At 69.2% G+C, this 19,432-nt stretch carries 16 protein-coding genes; 11 read left to right on the top strand and 5 right to left on the bottom strand.

Annotation, left to right across the window (positions count from 1 at the left end; translation table 11 throughout):
• The first annotated feature begins 12 nt into the window (after positions 1 to 12).
• The 8 genes from ITJ43_RS06340 to ITJ43_RS06305 all read left to right on the top strand — a co-directional run bounded on the left by ITJ43_RS06340 (position 13) and on the right by ITJ43_RS06305 (position 7,495).
• Positions 13 to 951 (top strand): alpha/beta fold hydrolase, encoded by a 939-nt coding sequence (locus ITJ43_RS06340; protein ID WP_194582972.1) that lies wholly within the window; start codon positions 13 to 15, stop codon positions 949 to 951.
• Between the two features lie 162 nt (positions 952 to 1,113).
• Positions 1,114 to 2,625 carry an ABC transporter substrate-binding protein gene (locus ITJ43_RS06335; protein WP_194582971.1) on the top strand — a complete coding sequence of 504 codons (1,512 nt, stop codon included), beginning with the start codon at positions 1,114 to 1,116 and terminating at the stop codon, positions 2,623 to 2,625.
• A complete protein-coding gene (locus ITJ43_RS06330) occupies positions 2,622 to 3,572 on the top strand; it encodes an ABC transporter permease (RefSeq protein WP_194582970.1) in 951 nt (316 codons plus the stop codon). The genes ITJ43_RS06335 and ITJ43_RS06330 overlap by 4 nt, the downstream gene beginning before the upstream one ends.
• Positions 3,569 to 4,447, top strand: coding sequence for an ABC transporter permease (locus tag ITJ43_RS06325; protein WP_194582969.1), 879 nt, complete (start codon positions 3,569 to 3,571; stop codon positions 4,445 to 4,447). Before ITJ43_RS06330 ends, ITJ43_RS06325 begins: the two co-directional genes overlap by 4 nt.
• The gene (locus ITJ43_RS06320; protein WP_194582968.1) at positions 4,444 to 5,232 is read left to right on the top strand and encodes an ATP-binding cassette domain-containing protein; all 789 of its coding nucleotides are present in this window, start codon (positions 4,444 to 4,446) and stop codon (positions 5,230 to 5,232) included. The genes ITJ43_RS06325 and ITJ43_RS06320 overlap by 4 nt, the downstream gene beginning before the upstream one ends.
• The gene (locus tag ITJ43_RS06315) at positions 5,229 to 6,035 is read left to right on the top strand and encodes an ABC transporter ATP-binding protein (RefSeq protein WP_194582967.1); all 807 of its coding nucleotides are present in this window, start codon (positions 5,229 to 5,231) and stop codon (positions 6,033 to 6,035) included. The genes ITJ43_RS06320 and ITJ43_RS06315 overlap by 4 nt, the downstream gene beginning before the upstream one ends.
• A 34-nt stretch (positions 6,036 to 6,069) precedes the next feature.
• Positions 6,070 to 7,155, top strand: coding sequence for a M4 family metallopeptidase (locus tag ITJ43_RS06310; protein ID WP_194582966.1), 1,086 nt, complete (start codon positions 6,070 to 6,072; stop codon positions 7,153 to 7,155).
• A gap of 19 nt (positions 7,156 to 7,174) precedes the next feature.
• A complete protein-coding gene (locus tag ITJ43_RS06305; protein WP_194582965.1) occupies positions 7,175 to 7,495 on the top strand; it encodes a protealysin inhibitor emfourin in 321 nt (106 codons plus the stop codon).
• Positions 7,496 to 7,529: 34 nt separating this feature from the next.
• Here the strand turns inward: ITJ43_RS06305 and ITJ43_RS06300 are convergent, their stop codons facing one another.
• From ITJ43_RS06300 to ITJ43_RS06290, 3 genes are read right to left on the bottom strand one after another with little or no spacing between them, the layout of a single operon-like run.
• Positions 7,530 to 8,150: a GNAT family N-acetyltransferase gene (locus tag ITJ43_RS06300; protein WP_194582964.1), complete on the bottom strand. Its 621-nt coding sequence runs from the start codon at positions 8,148 to 8,150 to the stop codon at positions 7,530 to 7,532.
• 5 nt (positions 8,151 to 8,155) lie between these two features.
• Positions 8,156 to 8,845 carry a uracil-DNA glycosylase gene (locus ITJ43_RS06295; RefSeq protein ID WP_194582963.1) on the bottom strand — a complete coding sequence of 230 codons (690 nt, stop codon included), beginning with the start codon at positions 8,843 to 8,845 and terminating at the stop codon, positions 8,156 to 8,158.
• Positions 8,845 to 9,345 carry a phosphoribosyltransferase gene (locus tag ITJ43_RS06290; protein ID WP_194582962.1) on the bottom strand — a complete coding sequence of 167 codons (501 nt, stop codon included), beginning with the start codon at positions 9,343 to 9,345 and terminating at the stop codon, positions 8,845 to 8,847. Before ITJ43_RS06290 ends, ITJ43_RS06295 begins: the two co-directional genes overlap by 1 nt.
• A gap of 60 nt (positions 9,346 to 9,405) precedes the next feature.
• Here ITJ43_RS06290 and ITJ43_RS06285 point away from each other — a divergent pair, with 60 nt between their 5' ends.
• On the top strand, positions 9,406 to 10,908 hold the full coding sequence (locus ITJ43_RS06285) for an MFS transporter (RefSeq protein ID WP_416361062.1): 1,503 nt from the start codon (positions 9,406 to 9,408) through the stop codon (positions 10,906 to 10,908).
• A 96-nt stretch (positions 10,909 to 11,004) separates the two neighbouring features.
• Here the strand turns inward: ITJ43_RS06285 and ITJ43_RS06280 are convergent, their stop codons facing one another.
• A complete protein-coding gene (locus ITJ43_RS06280) occupies positions 11,005 to 11,814 on the bottom strand; it encodes an SDR family oxidoreductase (protein WP_194582961.1) in 810 nt (269 codons plus the stop codon).
• 166 nt (positions 11,815 to 11,980) lie between these two features.
• Between ITJ43_RS06280 and ITJ43_RS06275 the strand changes: the two genes are divergently transcribed.
• Both ITJ43_RS06275 and metX read left to right on the top strand, forming a co-directional pair.
• Positions 11,981 to 13,303 (top strand): bifunctional o-acetylhomoserine/o-acetylserine sulfhydrylase, encoded by a 1,323-nt coding sequence (locus ITJ43_RS06275; protein ID WP_194582960.1) that lies wholly within the window; start codon positions 11,981 to 11,983, stop codon positions 13,301 to 13,303.
• A 151-nt stretch (positions 13,304 to 13,454) separates the two neighbouring features.
• A complete protein-coding gene (gene metX, locus ITJ43_RS06270; RefSeq protein ID WP_194582959.1) occupies positions 13,455 to 14,657 on the top strand; it encodes a homoserine O-acetyltransferase MetX in 1,203 nt (400 codons plus the stop codon).
• A gap of 57 nt (positions 14,658 to 14,714) precedes the next feature.
• On the opposite strand, the gene ITJ43_RS06265 is transcribed toward metX, so the two are convergent.
• On the bottom strand, positions 14,715 to 19,310 hold the full coding sequence (locus ITJ43_RS06265) for a family 43 glycosylhydrolase (protein ID WP_323741142.1): 4,596 nt from the start codon (positions 19,308 to 19,310) through the stop codon (positions 14,715 to 14,717).
• Between the last annotated feature and the right edge of the window lie 122 nt (positions 19,311 to 19,432).

Below are 19,432 nucleotides of genomic sequence, written 5' to 3'. Positions count from 1 at the left end.
CACAATGGCCGGATGGATGAGTTCTCCTTCCTCGCCGCCCAAGCCGCCGACCTGGGAATCGACGCTGTTCCGCCCGTGCGGCGCCTCTCGCACACGCTGCCGGACGGACGCACCGTGAGCGCCCTGCAGTACGGCGATCCGACCAGCGGAGATTTCGCCGCCCCGCAGGTGACGCTCCTGCATGGAGCCGGACTGAACGCGCATACGTGGGACACGACCATCCTCGCGCTCGGCCTGCCCGCCCTGGCTCTCGATCTGCCCGGCCACGGCGACTCGTCGTGGCGTGCCGACGCCACTTACACCGGCAGCATCCTCGCCGCGGACATCACCCCCGCCCTCGCGGCCTGGGCCCCATCGCCGCAGGTGCTCGTCGGCCAGTCGCTCGGCGGACTCACCGCTGCCGCACTCGCGGCACGCCACCCCGAACGGGTGCGCGAGCTGATCGTCGTCGACATCACTCCCGGCATCGATCCCGACGGGGATGCCGCGCAGATCGCCGCTTTCTTCGCAGGCCCCACCGACTGGGCGAGCCGCGACGAGCTCGTCGAGCGCGCCGTCGCGTTCGGGCTCGGCGGATCGCGTGAGTCCGCGGTGCGCGGCGTCGCCCTCAATTCCCGCGTGCGCGCCGACGGTCGTGTCGAGTGGAAGCACCACTTCGCGCACCTTGCGAACGCTCTGGCGGGCGACGCGGATGCCGCAGCGAGCGCACAGGCCCAGCGCACCGCCCTTCGCGGGGCGCTGGCCGCGAGCGGCTGGGACGATCTGGTCGCCGTCTCCGCCCCGATCACACTCGTCCGCGGAGAGCGCGGGTTCGTCACGCCCGCAGATGCCGAGCAGTTCCAGGAGCGGGTCCCGACGGCATCCCTCGTTGAGATTCCTTCGGGGCACAACGTGCAAGAAGAGCAGCCCGTCGAGCTCGCCCGCCTGATCGCGCAGATCGCTCGCGGCTGACGCCGGAACGGAACGCGTGCCCGCGTGACGCCCGGTGTCGGCGGCCGCGGCCCGATGACCGCGACCGGCGTCGCAAAGCCTAGGCTGTAACGCGCACCCGAGATCGTGGGCCGTGCGAACAGCAAAGACGCGGGCCCGCGCTTGCGAAAGGACACTCCTCACATGCATCGCCGCACCTCTCTCGCCGTCGCCGCGCTTCTCGCGGCCGGCGCCCTTCTGCTCAGCGCCTGCTCCGGCGGCGCACCCACCACCACCTCCCCCACGACTGTCACGCCCGACCCCGATGCGGTGGTCACGGTGCGCCTGGTCTCCGAGCCGAGCAACCTCGACATCCGCCAGACGGCGGGTGCTGCGCTCGACCAGATCCTCATCGACAACGTCTACCAGGGCCTGGTCTCGCGCACGCCCGACCAGCAGATCGTCGACACCCTCGCCTCGAGCCACAAGGTGTCCGACGACAAGCTCACGTACACGTTCACCCTGCGCGATGGCGTGACCTTCCATGACGGCACGCCGCTCACGGCGGACGACGTCGTGTGGTCGCTGCAGCAGGTGAAGTCCAACGCGTCGTACAGCGACTCCGAGCGCCTCGCCCGCGTGCAGTCCATCGCCGCCAACGGCAAGGACATCGTCCTCACGCTCAGCCAGCCCGACTCGAGTCTGCTCTGGAACCTCACCGGACGCGCCGGTCTCATTCTAAAGAAGGACGACACGACCGACCGCAAGACGAAGGCCAACGGCACCGGTCCCTTCACCCTGACGAGTTGGAAGCAGGGCGACTCGATCACCTTCGCCCGCAACGACGCCTACTGGGGCGACAAGGCCAAGGTGAAGCAGGTCGTCTTCGCCTACATCCCCGACAATCAGGCCGCCCTCAACGGCGCCTTGGCGCACGAGCTCGACGTCGTGACCGGCTTCGACGCCAACCTGAAGGATCAGATCGAGGCGAATGGCGACTTCGCGCTCGTGCTCGGCAAGTCCACGGACAAGGGCACGCTCGCGATGAACTCCACAACCGGCCCGTTGGCCGACAAGCGCGTGCGTCAGGCGATCCGCCAGGCCATCAACCACGACGCGATCGTGAAGGCGCTGGGCGCCGGCTCGACGCAGTACGGCCCCATTCCGCAGCTCGACCCCGGCTACGAAGACTTGTCGTCCACCGCGCCGTTCGACCCGGATGCCGCGAAGAAGCTCCTCGCCGAGGCCGGCGTGAGCGATCTCACGCTCACCCTGACGATTCCGTCGTTCTACGGGACGACGGTGTCGCAGATCTTGGTGTCCAACCTGAACGACGTGGGCATCACGCTGAAGGTGAAGTCCGTCGAGTTCCCGACGTGGCTCAACGACGTGTACGTCAACAAGAACTACCAGCTGAGCTTCGTGCTGCACACCGAGGCGCGCGACTTCGAGAACTGGGCCAACCCCGACTACTACTTCACCTACGACAACCCCGAGGTGCAGAAGCTCTACCAGCAGTCGCTCAGCGCGACCGACGATCAGACCGCCGCCGACCTGCTGAAGCAAGCCGCGAAGATCGTCGCCGACGACCAGGCCGCCGACTGGCTCTACAACGGCGCCTCGATCGTCGCCGTCGGCACCGACGTGAGCGGGTTCCCCTCGGTCAACGTGAACGAGCGCATCAACCTCGCCGACCTGGCCAAGAGCAAGGGGTGATCCGCTACGCACTGACACGACTGGCCCTGCTGCTGCTGGGTCTGTTCGTCGCCAGTGCGCTGATCTTCCTCACGCTGCGGGTGCTTCCCGGCGATGTGGCCCAGCTCATCGCCGGGATCGACTCCAGCCCGGAACAGGTCGCCGCGATCCGCGAGCACCTGGGCCTCGGCCAGCCGCTGCCCGTGCAGTACCTCTCGTGGATCGGCGGAGTGTTGCGCGGTGACCTCGGCACGTCGCTGCTGACGGGGGCCCCGGTGGCGACACAGCTTGCGGAGAAGGCACAGGTCACCATTCCGCTCGGCCTGATGGCGATGACCGTCGCCCTGCTCATCGCCCTGCCGTTCGGTGTCGTGTCGGCCCTGCGTCGCGGACGCCGGGACGGCACGGCGCTGTCGGTCGGCGCGCAAGCGATCGCCGCCGTCCCCGTCGTCTGGGCCGGAATGATGCTCGTCCTCGTCTTCGCGGTCTGGCTGGGCTGGTTGCCCGCGCAGGGATTCCCCCGGGGAGGGTGGAGCGATCCCGCCGCCGCGCTGCGCGCCCTGCTGCTGCCGGCGATCACGATCGGGGTGGTGGAAGGCGCGATGCTGATGCGCTTCGTCCGCTCCGCCACGCTGCAGGCGACCGGGCAGGACTTCGTCCGCACCGCCGCAGCCAAGGGACTCACCCGCACCCAGGCCCTGATCCGTCACGGTCTGCCGACGGTGGGACTGTCGATCATCACGGTGCTTGGTCTGCAGGTCGCCGGGATCATCGTCGGCGCGGTCGTGATCGAACAGCTGTTCAGCCTCCCGGGCATCGGGCGGATGCTCGTGGAGGACGTCGGAAAGCGCGACCTGCTGAAGGTACAGGGCGAGCTGTTGGTGCTCACCGGGTTCGTCCTGGTCGTCGGCTTCGTCGTCGACCTCGTGCACCGGATCATCGATCCCCGACAGCGGGAGGCCGAGTGAGCAGGTTCGCGTGGCTTCGGCGGCTGTGGGCACTGTCGACCGGACGGTTCGGCCTGATCGTCGTGCTCGCCATCGGTGTCGTCGCGCTCGTCGCCCGGTTCTGGCTGCCGTTCGATCCCCAGACCGTCGACGTCGACGGCCGCTGGGCTCCCCCGGGGTGGCCCCACCTGCTCGGCACCGACGGCTCCGGTCGCGACATCCTCAGCCTGCTCATGGCGGGCGCGCGGACAACGGTGTGGGTCGCGCTCGGAGCGGGCGTGGTCGCCACCATCATCGGCGTCGCCCTCGCCGCACTCGGCTCGCTGACCGCACGATGGATCCGCGAAACCGTGGCGGTGCTCGTCGACATCCTCATCGCCTTCCCCGTGCTGCTGATCGCGATGATGATCTCGTCGGTGTGGGGCGGATCGCTGTGGGTGGTGATCGTCTCTGTCGGCATCGGTTTCGGCGTGAACATCGCCCGCGTCACCCGCCCCGAGTTGCGGCGCGTGCTGCACAGCGACTTCGTGCTCGCGGGCCGAGCATCGGGTCTCACGCCGCTGCAGAACCTGTACCGCCACCTGCTGCCGAACGTCGCACCCGTCTTCATCGTGCAGCTGTCGTGGGGCATGGCCGTCGCCGTCCTCGCCGAGGCGGGCCTCAGCTACCTCGGCTTCGGGGCGCCGCTCACCGAGCCCAGTTGGGGGCTGTTGTTGAAAGACCTGCAGCAGTACATCTCGGTCCACCCGCTGAGCGTTGTGTGGCCGGGCCTCGCGATCACACTCACCGTTCTCGGGCTGAACCTCCTCGGCGATGCCCTCCGCGAAGCGACGGATCCCACCCTGTCGCGGCGCCGCTCGCTCGCGCAGACCCACACCACGGCGGTGATCGCATGAGCCTCGTGGTCCGAGACCTCGTCGTCGAGATCGATGGTCGGCGCGTCGTCGACGGCATCTCGTTCGACGTTCCCGACGGCGCACGCGTGGGGCTGATTGGCGAATCCGGCTCGGGCAAATCGCTCACCGCTCTGGCCGTGCTCGGCCTGCTTCCGGATGCCGCGACGGCGACCGGCAGCATCCGCTGGAACGACCGCGAGCTGATCGGCCTTCCCGACCGCGAGCTGGCGCGCCTGCGCGGCGACGAGATCGGCATCGTCTTCCAAGAACCCCGCACCGCTCTGAACCCCATCCGCACCGTCGGCCGGCAGATCGCCGAGTCGGTGCGCATCCATGAAGGCCTCGGCCGCCGCGAGGCCGCAGTCCGCGCGATCGCCGAGGCGCAGCGGGTGCGACTGCCCGATCCGGCGCAGATCGTCCGGCGCTATCCCCACCAGCTCTCCGGCGGCCAGCGACAGCGCGTCGCGATCGCGATGGCGCTCGCCTGTCGACCGCGGCTGCTCATCGCCGACGAACCCACGACGGCGCTCGACGTGACGATCCAAGCGGAGGTGCTCGATCTGCTCGCCGGTCTGGTGACGCGCGATGGCATGTCGCTCGTGTTCATCACGCACGACCTCGCCGTGTTGTCGCGGATCGCGACGCACGCCGTGGTACTCGATGACGGCCGCGTGGTCGAGTACGGCGCACTCTCGCGGCTGCTCACCGCGCCCGAGTCCCCCGTGACACGGGGCCTGCTGCGCGACGCGACCGCGACAGTCTGGCGACCGGGCGGTGACGTATGAGCGAGGTGCAACCGCTGATGAGCGGGCGGGGACTCGGGCGACGGTTCCGCCAGGGCGGCACCCGCCTGCTCGAGGCGAGGCGATGGACGACGGCCCTCGACGACGCCGACATCGACGTGTTCGAAGGATCGGCCGTCGGCATCATCGGAGAATCGGGATCGGGCAAGTCCACCCTCGTGCGTCTGCTGCTCGGCCTCGACGCTCCGACCTCGGGCAGCGTCACCGTCGCGGGACGGGCCGTCGACGCCCGCGCCTCCGCGCGGTCGCTGCATTGGCTGCGCCGCGAGACCGGCATCGTCTTCCAAGATCCCTACGCCTCGCTCGACCCGCGGATGAGCGTCGGTCGCATCATCGGCGAGCCGCTGTGGGCGCTCGGCATCCCGGGCGACCGCCGCGCCAGGGTGCGCGACGTCCTGCAGTCGGTGGGCCTGGAAGCGGCGATGACCGACCGCTACCCGCACGAGTTCTCGGGCGGTCAGCGCCAGCGGATCGCGCTCGCGCGCGCCATCGTGCATCGTCCGCGCATCCTCGTCGGCGACGAGCCCCTATCGGCGCTCGATGTGACCGTGCGTGCGCAGATCCTCGACGTGCTGCGCGAGCTGCGCGCGAAAGAGAACCTCACGCTTGTGATGGTGTCGCACGACATCGGCGTCGTGCAGAACCTGTGCGACGAGGTCGTCGTCATGAAGGACGGCCGCATCGTCGAGGAAGGCCCCACCGAGAAGGTGCTGCTGGCCCCGCAGGTCGGCTACACGCGACGGCTGCTCGCCTCGATCCCCGTGATCGAAGCGCCACGGAACTGACACGGGCGTCGGATGCCGGGCATAGGGTGACGCCATGTTCGCCATCGTCCCCCCGTACCTGCTGTCGCGCCTGGCCGCGACCGACGCTCCGCATCTCGCGACCGCGGCCGAGGCCGCGCGCGCAACGCTCGCGCTGGGACGCACCTACCATCCGCCCCGCCGCGACCGCGCCCGCCTGGATCTGTCGGTCGACGGCGATGCGCTCGTCGTCAGCGGCGAGCCTGCGCCGGAGCGACTGATCTGCGACGCGCAGCATCGCGAGCAGCTGCCGGGCGTGCGCGTGCGCGGCGAGGATGACGGGCCGACCGGCGACCCGGCGGTCGATGAGGCGTTCGCCGGGCTCGGGGCGAGCTTCGAGTTGTTCTGGGATGCCTTCGCCCGCCGATCGATCGATGGCGGGGGCGGAGCGCTCGAGGCGAGCGTGCACTACGGCGATCGCTACGACAACGCCTTCTGGAACGGCGAGCGCATGGTGTTCGGGGACGGCGACGGCGAGGTCTTCCGCGGGTTCACCGCTTCGGTCAGCGTCATCGGGCACGAGCTCGGGCACGGCGTGATCGAGTACGGCGGCGGCTTGGCCTATCACGGCCAGTCGGGCGCGCTCAACGAATCGATCGCCGACGTCTTCGGCGCACTTACCGAGCAGCATCTCGCCGGCCAGACCGCCGATCACGCATCATGGCTGATCGGCGCCGGCATCTTCACCGACGCGGTGCAGGGGGTCGCGCTGCGCTCTCTGAGCGCCCCGGGAACGGCCTACGACGACGATGTGCTCGGCCGCGACCCGCAGCCGGCGCACATGCGCGACTACGTGCAGACGACCGAAGACAACGGCGGCGTGCACATCAACTCCGGCATCCCGAACAAAGCCTTCCATCTCGTCGCGACGCGCCTCGGCGGCCTCGCCTGGGAGCGCGCGGGGCGCATCTGGTATCTGACGGTCACGGCGGGCGGGCTCGACAGCGCCGCTGATTTCGCCGACTTCGCCGCCGCCACGACCGCCACGGCGGCGCGGGAGTACGGTGAGGAGTCGGAGGAAGCCGCCGCCGTCCGCACCGCGTGGAAGGCCGTCGGCGTAACCGACCGTGCCGAGCCGAGCCGATCTTCCCGTTCCGTCTGAGCCCGCATCCGATCCCGCGGTGCGGGTGACGGTAGCGCGCTCCGGCGGCATCGCGGGGCTCACCCGCCGCTGGTGCGTCACGGCTCCCCCGCGCGAGCGCGAGATGTGGATCGAACTCGTCGACAGCTGCCCGTGGGAGGCGGTGGACGCTCTGGCCGCCGGGGTGTCGGCCGCTCCGGACGGCGCCGACCGCTTCACGTGGACAATCGAGGCCGACCTGGCGGGACGCTCACACCGCGCGGTCGTCGCGGAATCGCGGGCTCACGGGCCGTGGCGCGCGCTGATCGACGCGGTCCGTGCGACCGACGCCGGCGGCGGCGAGGGTAGCCGCGCACACTGACGTTTCGCCCGCTCGCGAACGCGGCGACCCGCGATCAGCGTTCGGAGCGCGAGAACAGCGACCGCTTCTTCTTGGAGGGAGACAGCTGCTTCTGCAGATAGATCGTGCCGAGCCAGCGGCCGAACTTGAAGCCGACCCGCCCCATGCGTCCGACCTCGACGAATCCCATTTTCTCGTGCAGGGCGACCGACGCTTCCGCGCCTTTGTCGCTGATCACGGCAACCATCTGATGGATGCCGGCGGCTTCGCTGGCCGCAATGAGCGCCTCCAGCAGCGCACGACCCAGACCCTTGCCGGTCGCCGCCTGACCGAGGTAGATCGAGTTCTCCACGCTGTACCGATACGCCGACTTCGCCGACATCGGCTGAACCAGCGCGTAACCGAGGACCTGCCCGCTCGGCGACTGGGCGACGATGAACGGCATGCCGAGCTTGGCGAGGTAGCCGACCTTTTCTCGCCACTGCGACAGCGACCACTTCTTCTCATCGAAGGTGACCACGGAGTTGGTCACGTAGTGGTTGTAGATCTCACGGATGTCGGGGATGTCGTCCTCACGGACCGGACGGATCTCGTACGCGAACGGTCGCTCCTGCTCCGCCCGCCGCAAATGCGCGGGCAGCCGACGCCGGCTCTTGTCGTATTCCTCCTCCAGCATGGCGCTCAGCCTAGGCGCCAGTCGACCGCGGCCGCACCCTGCTTTTCCAGCAGATCGTTGACGCGCGAGAAGGGACGTGAGCCGAAGAACCCTCGGTGGGCCGACAATGGCGACGGATGGGCGGACTCGACGATGGGCGTGTCACCCAACAGCGGGCGGAGGCTCGCGGCATCCCGCCCCCACAGCACCGCGACGAGAGGCCGGTCGCGGGCGACGAGCGTGCGGATCGCATGCTCGGTCACCTTCTCCCAACCCCACCCACGATGCGAAGCCGGCGCGCCCGGCGCGACGGTGAGGACGCGGTTCAGGAGCATGACACCCTGATCGCTCCACGCCGACAGGTCGCCGTGCGCAGCACGAGGGATGCCGAGATCGGTCTCGAGTTCCTGGTAGATGTTGGCGAGGCTGCGCGGGAGGGGCCGCACCTGCGCGTCGACCGCAAACGACAGCCCGATCGGATGCCCGGGGGTCGGATAGGGGTCCTGCCCGACGATGAGGACCTTCACCTCCGACAGCGGTCGCGCGAACGCGCGCAGCACCTTGTCGCCGGCGGGCAGATAGTGACGGCCCGCCGCCGTCTCGGCGCGCAGACGCTCACCCAGGGCCGCGATGTCCGGCGACACCGGCGTCAGCGCCCGGGCCCATTCCGCGTCGATGAGCTCGGCGTCGGCCAGCTCGTCGAGCGTCATCGCCATCAGGCGCTGGCCTCGGCTCCGGAATCCTCCTCGAGGACGGATCCAGCCGCCGACCACGGGAAGTCGATCCACAGGTCGGTCTGACGCCACACATAGTCGGGGTTCGCGATCGTGCCCGGCTTGGAGTAGATGCAGACCGAGCGGACATCGGCATCCGCGTCGCGCAGCATCTGCACGGCGAGGGCGAGCGTGCGGCCGCTGTCGGCGACGTCGTCGACCAGCAGCACGCGCTTGCCCGGAAGGTAGCCGAGGTCGAGGTCGGGCGGTAGCAGCGCGGGAGCTTCGAGCACCGTGCCGATGCCGGTGTAGAACTCGACATTCAGGGCACCGCAGCTCTTGACGCCGAGACCGTACGCGATCGCTCCGGCCGGCAGCAGACCGCCGCGGGCGATGGCCACCACGACGTCGGGAACGAACTCATCGGCGACGATCTGCCGCGACAGGGTCCGTGTCGCCTCGCCGAAACCGTCCCATGTCAACACTTCGCGCTCGCTGGTCACGGCCTCAAGCCTAGGCGTCGCGTGCGCCACCGGCCGCCACGCGTGGCTAGAGTGAACGCCGTGACCTCACGACGCACAGGTTCCTCGACGACGAGTGCCGCCCGCGTGCCGTCCCCGCGCCTTCCGGGTGCCCTCGGCATCACCGCCGGTCTCATCGGCTGGTTCATCCTGGTCGAGATCGTCAGCGGCATCCTGCAGGGCTACTACGTGCCGCTGTTCAGCGACATCGTCGTCTCTCTCGGCATCCATGATTCGGACGTCAACTGGTTCGAGGCCGCGCAGCTGCTGCTGTCGGCACTCGTGGTGCCCGTGCTCGCCAAGCTGGGCGACATGTACGGCCACAAGCGCATCCTGCTCATCGCCGCGATTCTGACGGCCGGAGCCACCTGGTGGCTCGTGTTCGCGACCTCCTTCTGGAGCTTCCTGATCGCGTGGGCCCTGCAGGGCTTCTACGTCGTGTGGCTGCCGCTGGAGATCGCCCTCATCTTCGAACGCGGGCGCGTGCAGCAGCGCGGTGTCTCCACCACCCGCCGTGCGGCGGGCCTGCTGGTCGTCGGACTCGAAGTCGGGGCGATCCTCGGCGCCCTCGCCGCCGGACGCATCTTCGCGGCGACCGGCCAGAACCTCACGACCACACTCGTGGTGCCCGCGGTAGCCGTGACGATCATCGCGTTCGTCATCTGGATCGGCGTGCCCGAATCGGTGCCCGAGGGCGGGCGCCGCCTCGACACGTGGGGCTTCGTGCTGCTCGCGTGGGCGCTGCTGCTGGTCACCGGGGGCCTCGCCTGGATGCGCATGATCGGCGAGCTCGCGCTCGGCGCGGGAGCGTGGGTATGGGTCATCGCTTTGCTGGTGGGCGGTGTGGGCGTTTTCGTCTGGTTCGTGCGATTCGAGCTGCGTCAAGACGACCCCGCGGTCGACATCCGCGTGCTGCGGAGGCCGGAGATGTGGCCGGTGCAGGCAACCGCGTTCCTCATCGGCATCAGCCTGTTGGGAGCGCAGGGGCCCCTGTCGACCTACGCCGGCACCGATCCATCGCTCGGGTACGGGCTCGGATTGGATGCCACGGACCGCTCGAACATCATCGGCGTCTACCTGGTGTCGCTCATCGTCGGTGCGGTGCTCTTCGCGGTCACCTCACGACGGGCGAGCCCGCGGGTGGTGCTGATCGCGGCGTCACTGCTCGTCGGCGTCGGGTATCTGCTCTTCCTGCCATTCCACCTGGGACTGTGGCAGGTGCTGCTCAACCTGTCGATCGCGGGTCTCGGCTGCGGCGCGCTCGTCGGGGCGCTCCCGGCAGCCGCCGCCGCGGCGGCTCCCCGCGGTCAGACCGGCATCGCGACGGCGCTGACCAATACGACCAAGACCATCGGCGGATCGTTCTCGTCGGCCGTGTTCGGCGTCGTGCTCGCGGCCGGTGCGGGCGCGGTGGCCAGCCAGACCGCGGCATCCCTCGGCGGATACCTCACGGTGTGGGCGATCTGCGCCGGCGGCGGCTTCCTCGCCGCCGTGCTGCTGGTCTTCGTGCCCAAGGTGGCCTTCGCCGACGGCCCGGAGTCCTGACCCGACCGCTCCCCGCTCCCGCCCGCCGAGACACGACCTGGCGCCCGAAACGCGTGGTCGTCTGGGGCGCCAGGTCGTGTCTCGGCGAGGGGGACGTCAGCCTCGGGGGCGCAGGTGGCCGCGGGCGAGCAGGTGCTGCGCCGACTGGGCGACCGGTCGCATCGTCACCAGGTCGAGGTTGACGTGGCCGGGCGCGTTCAGCGCGTAGGCGATCACGTCGGCCACATCGTCGGCGGTCAGCGGATTCTCGACGCCTTCGTAGACCTTTTCGGCGTTCTCGCGGTCGCCGCCGAGGCGGTTGAGGGTGAACTCCTCGGTGTAGACCATGCCCGGCGCGACCTCGGTGACGCGGATCGGCTCGCCGTTCAGCTCGAGGCGCAGCGCGTGCACCAGCATCGCCTCGCCCGCCTTCGCCGCGTTGTAGCCCGCCCCGCCGGGGTAGGCGGTCTGCGCGGCCGTCGAGGTCACGTACAGCGTGTCGGCGTGGCCGTCCGCGCCGATGCCGGCTCGCAGCAGCGGCAGCAGCGCGGCGGTGACCAACTGCGCGGACAGCACGTTCGCCTCGAACATCCACCGCCAGTCGTCGGGGTCGCCGTCCTCGATGCGGTGCGTGCCGCGCGCGCCGCCCGCGATGTGCACGAGAGCGTGCAGCGGTCCGGTCGCGGCGAGGTGTTCGGCGAGCGCCGCAACGTCGGCCGGGTGCGTCAGATCGGCCGCGAACGAGGCTGAGCCGACCTCGGCATCCAGAGCCGCCAGTCGCTCTGCGCGTCGGGCGACGCCGACGACGTCCCACCCCGCCGCCCGGAGGGCTCGCACGGTCGCCGCTCCGATCCCGGAGCTTGCTCCCGTCACGACGGCACGTCGACCGGTCCCCTGCGACGAAGAAGCGTCCTGCGGTGAAGTCATGCCTCCACGCTACGTCACCGGTCGCGGATGCCGCCGCGAGCCCCTTCGTTACGTCACATTTCCCACGCATTGTTGACAACGACGCCGAACCCTACTGTCAGTGGTGGCCGCGGCATCCACGCCCGGCCCCTCGACCTCCTGCACGACCACCCGGATGGAGCCCGACATGTCCGCACCCGAGAACTGGCGTTTCGAAACCACGCAGATCCACGCGGGCGCGCAGCCCGACCCGGTCACCAAGGCGCGCGCCACGCCGATCTACCAGACCACCTCGTACGTGTTCGACAACGCCGACCACGCGGCGAACCTGTTCGCGCTGGCCGAGTTCGGCAACATCTACACGCGCATCCAGAACCCCACGCAGGACGTCGTCGAGCAGCGCATCGCCGCGCTCGAGGGCGGCACCGGTGCCCTCGTGGTCGCGTCGGGTCAGGCCGCGGAGACCTTCGCGGTGCTCAACATCGCCGAGGCCGGCGACCACATCGTCTCGTCGAGTTCGATCTACGGCGGCACGTACAACCTGTTCAAGTACACGCTGGGCAAGCTCGGCATCGAGGTCACCTTCGTCGAGAACCAGGACGATCCCGAAGAGTGGCGCCGCGCCGTCCGTCCCAACACCAAGCTGTTCTTCGCCGAGACGATCGGCAACCCGCAGATCAACGTGCTCGACATCCGCACGGTCGCCGATGTCGCCCACGAGGCCGGTGTGCCGCTCATCGTCGACAACACGATCGCCACCCCTTACCTGATCCGCCCGTTCGAGCACGGCGCCGACATCGTCGTGCACTCGGCCACGAAATTCCTCGGCGGCCACGGCACGGTCATCGGCGGCGCCATCGTCGACGGCGGTACGTTCCCCTGGACGCAGCACGCCGACCGCTTCCCCGGCCTGACGACGCCCGACCCCTCGTACCACGGTGCGGTATACACCCAGGCGGTCGGCGACGGCCTCGCCTACGTCATCAAGGCCCGCGTGCAGCTGCTGCGCGACCTGGGTGCCGCGATCTCGCCCCAGAGCGCATGGCTTCTCATTCAGGGGATCGAGACGCTGTCGCTGCGCATCGAGCGTCACGTGCAGAACGCGCAGGAGATCGCCGAGTGGCTCGAGAACCACGACGACATCGCCTCGGTCAACTATTCGGGCCTTCCCACCTCGCCCTGGTACGCGGCCGCCAACCGGTACGCCCCGAAGGGCGTCGGCGCGGTGTTGTCGTTCGAGCTGAAGGGCGGCGTGGCGGCCGGCCGCGAGTTCGTCAACTCGCTGGAGTTGTTCAGCCACCTCGCCAACATCGGCGACGTCCGCTCACTCGTCATCCACCCGGCATCCACGACCCACTCGCAGTTGACGCCCGAGCAGCAGCTCACCACCGGCGTCACGCCGGGCCTCGTCCGCCTGTCGGTGGGCCTGGAGAACGTCGCGGACCTCAAGGCCGACCTGGAGCAGGCGCTGGCCGCCGCGCGAAAGGTCTCCGAGGCCGCGCGCGCCTGAGTACACCACGCCTCCGGAGTGAGCCAACTCCGCAGGATGCCGCGAACTCCGCATCCGGAACCGCTTCCGGATGCGGAGTTCGTGCATTTGTGCGGAGTTCGCGCCCGTAACAGTGCGGCACGGCTAGCCGCGACCCAGAAGAATGGATGCCATGGACTGGCAGACCTCCGAAGACACGGTGCCCAGCGCACCGATCACGGAGGCCGACGCGCGCCTGCTGCGCGGCCGCCCGCCGGCGACGGGTGCGTGGCGAGACGGCGACCCGTCCGGTGACCGCCGCTTCGCCGCGTTCGGCGCGTTCACGACCGAGGGCGGTCGAGAGCTCCCCGGCATCCGCCTCGCCTACGAGACGTGGGGCGAGCTCTCCCCCGCCCGCGACAATGCGGTGCTGGTGCTGCACGCTCTGACCGGCGACAGCCACCTGCGTGGACCGGCCGGGCCGGGGCATCCCACGGCGGGATGGTGGGACGACATCGTCGGCCCGGGCGCGCCTATCGACACCGACCGCTGGTTCGTGGTCGCGCCGAACATGCTGGGCGGATGCCAGGGCTCAACCGGCCCGTCCTCGATCGCGCCCGACGGCTACGAGTGGGCGGGACGCTTCCCGTATCTCACGATCCGCGACCAGGTGGCCGCGCAGGTGCGACTGGCGGACGCCCTCGGCATCGAGGTCTGGGCGGGCGTCGTCGGCGGGTCGATGGGCGGCATGCACGCCCTGGAGTGGGGCGTCGGATGGCCCGAGCGCGTGGAGCGGCTCGCGGTACTGTCGTCGCCGCCGACGACCACCGCCGACCAGATCGCGCTCAACGGCGTGCAACTCGAGGCGATCCAGATCGACCCGCGCTTCGCCGACGGCGAGTACTACGACGCCCCCGACGGCGAGGGCCCCCACCGCGGCCTGGCGCTCGCGCGGCGCATGGCCCTGCTCAACTACCGCAGCCCCACCGAACTCAACCAGCGTTTCCAGCGGTCGTGGCAGTCGGGCAAGAGCCCGCTGGGTCACGGCGGACGTTTCGCGGTCGAGAGCTACCTCGACTTCCACGGCAACAAGTTCACGCGACGCTTCGACGCGAACACGTACATCACGCTCGTCGAAGCGATGAACTCGCACGACGTGGGACGTGACCGCGGCGGCGTCGAAGATGCCCTTGCCCGCGTGACGGCGACGACCCTCGTGCTCGGCACCGACAGCGACCGCTTGTTCCCGATCGACGGACAGCATCGCATCGCCCGCGGCATCCGAACGACCATCGACGACGGCGCGATCGTGCTCTCCAGCGACTTCGGCCACGACGGCTTCCTCATCGAGACGGCCGCCGTCGGCGCGCACCTGCGGCGACTGCTGCAGAGCTGAGCCGGCACAGCGCGGAGCCGGTGGGAGCGGTGACGACGGCCACCCCCACCGCATCCGTCAGTCGGCCACGCGACGTCGCAGCGTGCGCAGGGTGACGCCGACGATCAGCAGCAGCGCCGCGAACAGCGCGAACGCCCACGGCACCTGCGCACCCGTCACCGCAAGCTGCCCGTCGGGGAGCACCTGCAGCGTCACCTGAGCGATCAGCGCACCCGAGCCGTCCCACACGAAGATCGTGTGCGCGCCTACCGGCAGCGACGACGGCACCTGCACATCGAACACCACACGACCCGATGCATCCGCCACCGGAATACCACCGATCCGAATCGGATCACTGTGCAACTCCGCCGACACCTGCTCCCCCGCACGCAACCCCGACACGCTCACGCGCACCGACCCCCCACGCTCCACCGACGACGCCGACACCACCACCGACGCAGAGGGCGACGCGGACACGGTCGGAGACGGGGATGCCGTCGCGGATGCCGTCGGCTGCGGTGTCGGCGTCGGCTCCGGTGTCGGTGTCGGCGTCGGCGTCGGCGTCGGTCCGGACGGAACGGTCTCCGGGTCGACGCTCGAGAGCGTCGGAGTGACGGACTGGAACGTGCCGTCAGAGCCGATCGTGAGGCGATCGATCGTCGTCTCGCGATGGGTTCCGTCGCCACCGGGGATGGCGAAGCGGTGGTACGCGATGTACCAGTCATCGGTGCCGGGGACATTGATGATCGAGCTGTGACCCGTGCCCAGGATGCCGAGCGACGCATCCTTCTGCAAGATCACGCCTCGGTACTGCCACGGTCCGTCCATGCTCGTCGATGTCGCATAGCCGACGCGGTAGTCCGCAGACCCCGTGTCGTCGATCGAGTAGGTGAGGTGATAGAGCCCATCGCGGTAGTTCATGAAGATGCCCTCCCGGAAGTCCGGGAGCCCGCTGATCGAACGGATCGTGTTCGGCACGGTGCTCGTCATGTCGTCGGAAAGCTCGGCGTACACCGGGCTGCCGTTGCCCCAGAGGAGGTAGTACTTCCCGGTCTTCGGGTCCTCGAACGCCGCCGGGTCGATCGCCTGCCCTGTCTGCACCGACTCGTCGTTGCGGATCATCGGCTGCGGCTGTGCCGTGAACGGTCCGGTGGGGCTGTCGGCGACAGCGACCCCGATGACCTTGCGATTGAGCTCGGGCGAATGGCCACTGAAGTAGAAGTAGTACTTCCCGCCGCGCTCGATGATGGTCGGCGCCCATGCGTTGCCGCTAGCCCACGGGACGTTGCCGGCCTGGCCGTCGAGCGTGAGGAACGGCTGCTGCGACCGCGTCCAGTCGACGAGGTTCTTGGAACTCCAGACATAGAAGGTGTTGCCACCCCAGCCCGGTACGCCGTCGCTCGTCGCGTAGATGTAGTAGGTGTCCCCGAAGACCGCGATGTTCGGGTCGGCGTAGAGACCGGTCAGCACCGGGCTCTTCACCTCGACGGCTTTCAGCGTCCAGACCACGTCGTCCTTGCCGTCGCGCTTGAGTGTGACGGTCGACGGCGAGCGGAGATCACGAGCACCCCCCGACGCGGGCGAGGCGGTGACCCCGGATGCCGTGGCATACACCGGCTGCAGCCTCGACAGATCGGTGCCGCGCACGACCGGGAAGGTCACCGTGCGGGTGGAGCTGTCGACGATCGGCGACATCTTCAGAGCGCTCTCGTCGGCAAGACTCACAGCTCCCAGGACTTCCTGGTTGCCCGACTGATCGAGCACCTCCTGCGGCGAGAGGGCTCGGTTGTACACAGAGAACTCGCGATACTGACCGCGGAACAGGTTGTCCGGGGCGTACAGCGACTTGCCGATGAAATTCGCCGCCGTGTAGCCGCCGCCGAGGTCGGCGGGAGTGACCGTCACGTTGGTGTTCACGGCCACCTGTACGCCGTCCAGGTAGAGACGCGCCGTACCGCCGCTGAGGGTATAGGTCAGGTGCACCCAGCGATCGCGCGGGAGCGCGGAGCCCGCCTGGGCGTTCTGTTCGGTCGTGTAGTTTCCACGCGCGATCGCGCTCCGATACGTTCCGTCGCCGGTGGCGAACAGATAGCCGCTGCCCTCGTTGCCCGAGGTGTTGCCGAACCCGTAGAGGAAGTACGGGTTCGCCTGCGCGGGGTCGATGCGCAACTCGGCATCCACCGTCACATCTTTGACGCCGGCCAGCACGTTGTCCGGCAGGTCGACGTAGTCGTTGGCCCCGTCGAACGTCAGGGCGCCGTTGGACCACGCGGCATCCCCCATGATCGTCGCGTCGCGGCCTGCGCCGGAGCGATCGTGGAGGGTGGTGCCGGAACCGTCGGTGAAGTCGTAGCGGAGCACCTCGCCCTTGTCGTTCGCCTGCACCGGGGCCGGTCCGGCCGGCAGGTGTGCGCGCAATGCTTCGAGCTCGCTCGCCGTCACCGGCATGACTGTTCCGTGGCGCGGGCTGCGCGGCAGGCTCGCTCCGCCCGCGACCTTCCAATCCGGGGCGGTGATGTCGTTCGTCCCCAACGGGATATACCCCTGCCCGCCGTACTCGTCGACGAAGAGGTAGTACGTGTAGGGCGAGGTGTCGCCGGGGTTCGCGGCGAAGATCGTCGGACCCTCGACGGCGCCGCGCACGCCGGCGTCGCGGCCGATGCAGCTGTCGACCAGCTTCCAGTTCGGGTTCGTGGCGCTCCAGCCCGACTGAGAGCGGTCATCGGTGTCGGTGAGGCTGTTCGAGGACTCCTGGATGATGTCCGTGCAGCCGGTGACGCTGCCCTCGTCCTTCGTGAAGCGCTGGTAGGTGTCCCCGACCTTCAGCACGGTCGAGTCGATGCGCGACGAGCCGAAGTCCTGCCAGACCTTGGGCTCGCTGAAGGTGACGAAGTCACGCGTCGTGGCGTACATCATCGTCTGGTAGAAGCCGCCGGTGTGACCGGGGTCGTTGGCACCGAACAGCGATGCCGCCCAGAAGACGACGTAGGCCCCGAGCTGGTCGTCGTAGTACGCCTCGGGCGCCCACGTGTTGCCCGCGTTGTCCGGGCCGATCTCGACGTGGCGCTGAGCGCTCCAGTTCACGAGGTCGTGCGACTCCCATACCTCGATGTACTTCGAGCCCTGTCGCTGCGCACGCCCCCAGTCTCCGTTGCGGCCGATCGAGAGGTCGGTCGCGATCAGGTAGAACGTGTCGCCCTCGGGCGAGCGGAGGATGAACGGGTCACGCAGACCCTTCTCGCCGTATGTCGAGGTCAGCACCGGGCGACCGCCGTTGAGGTCGCTCCAGGACAGGGCGTTGTTGCCGTTGCTGGCAGCGAAGTAGATGTTCTCCCCCTCGACGCTGTTGCCCGTGAAGTACGAGAACGTGTACCCCGTGAAGGGGCCGATGTTCGCCGCCGCGCGCACAGTGATCTCGATGTCACGCGTGCGGGTCACTGTGCCGCGCGTAGCCGTCACGGTAAGCGTCACGGCGCGATCTGCGTCGCCGCGAACCACCACACCCGATGTCGAGACCGCCGACGGGTCGCTCGACACCCAGCTGAAAGCGACGTCACCCGACGACGCCGGCACCGTGATGTTGCCGCGGACGTCGTCGGCGTTCGGGATCGAAATCGTGCCGAGGGCGGCGGTGACAACACCCAGGTCGTCCGGCAGCGCCTTCACCGTGACATCGAACGTCTTCTGCTGCGTAGACCCGTTGAGCGAGAGCGTCGCCGTCAACACCGCAGAGGCATCGCTCTGAGCGGCAGCAGGACGGGTGACGGTGCCGGCCGCGGTGACAACGGCTGCATCGGATGTCGTCCACGACACCGTCGAGCCGTTCGGCGCCGATGTCGGCAGAGTGAGATCGGCCGTCACCGCGTCGAGCTCGCCGAGGCTGAGCTGGGCGGCGTCGCGTGTCGTCCGATCCGAAGACGTGGGCACGAGCGCGGCGACGTCGTTGGCGCTCAACGCACGGTCGTACACACGGAAATCGCGGATGCTGCCCGCCAGGCGCGCGTCGGCGTTGTAGAGAGAACGCCCGATGTAGTCGGCGGTGGTGACCCCGTTACCGATGGCCCCCGGCGTCAGCGTCGTGTTTGTATTGCTGGCGACCTCGATGCCGTCGAGGTAGAGGCGACTCGTCTTCGATGCCGAGTCCAGCGTGTACGTGAGCGTCTTCCACACGCCCCGCGGCAGGTCGGCACGGCTGTTCACGCCCTGCTCGCCGGTCCAGTTGCGGTCGGAGATCGCGGCGCGGTAGCCGTTTCCCGTCGTGAAGAGATACCCGTTGCCGGTGCCGTCGCCGGCCGTGTTGCCGAAGCCCCAGATGAAGTAGGAACCACCCTGCTCGGGCCGCACGAGAGCCTCCGTGCTGACCGTGATCGAGGTGAGACCGGCCATGAGATTGTCGGGAAGCTTGATGTAGTCGTCGGTACCGTCGAGCCGCACACCTTCGCCGCCGGCCAGCGCGGGACCGCCGACGTAGGTGGCATCGCGGTGGTTGCCCGACGAGTCCGCGGCGACAGTGGCGGCGCCGGTCTCATCGAGCTCATAGTGGGCAACCAGTCCGGTGTCGGCCGCGGCGATGGCCGGCACCGCCAGCGGGCCTGCGATCAATGCGGCCGCCGCCGCGAGGGCGAGCCAGGGGGTGCGGGGGCGCGGCGGCGCTTGCGTGCGCGGGTTCGACACGGTGCGGGGATCCTTCCGAACGAGCTTCATCGCTGCTGCCGACGTCGATGTCAGCGTGGCAATGTTAGCGCTCACTTCGCGCGGATGTCACGCACGGAATTTCGTCGATGTGGCGGGAGCGG

Origin of the sequence: Microbacterium sp. VKM Ac-2870, from assembly GCF_015350795.1 — a bacterium.
In the GTDB taxonomy this organism is placed as follows: domain Bacteria; phylum Actinomycetota; class Actinomycetes; order Actinomycetales; family Microbacteriaceae; genus Microbacterium.
The sequence above is the reverse complement of the archived record's forward strand: the minus strand, read 5'-3'. Positions and strand labels throughout refer to the sequence as shown.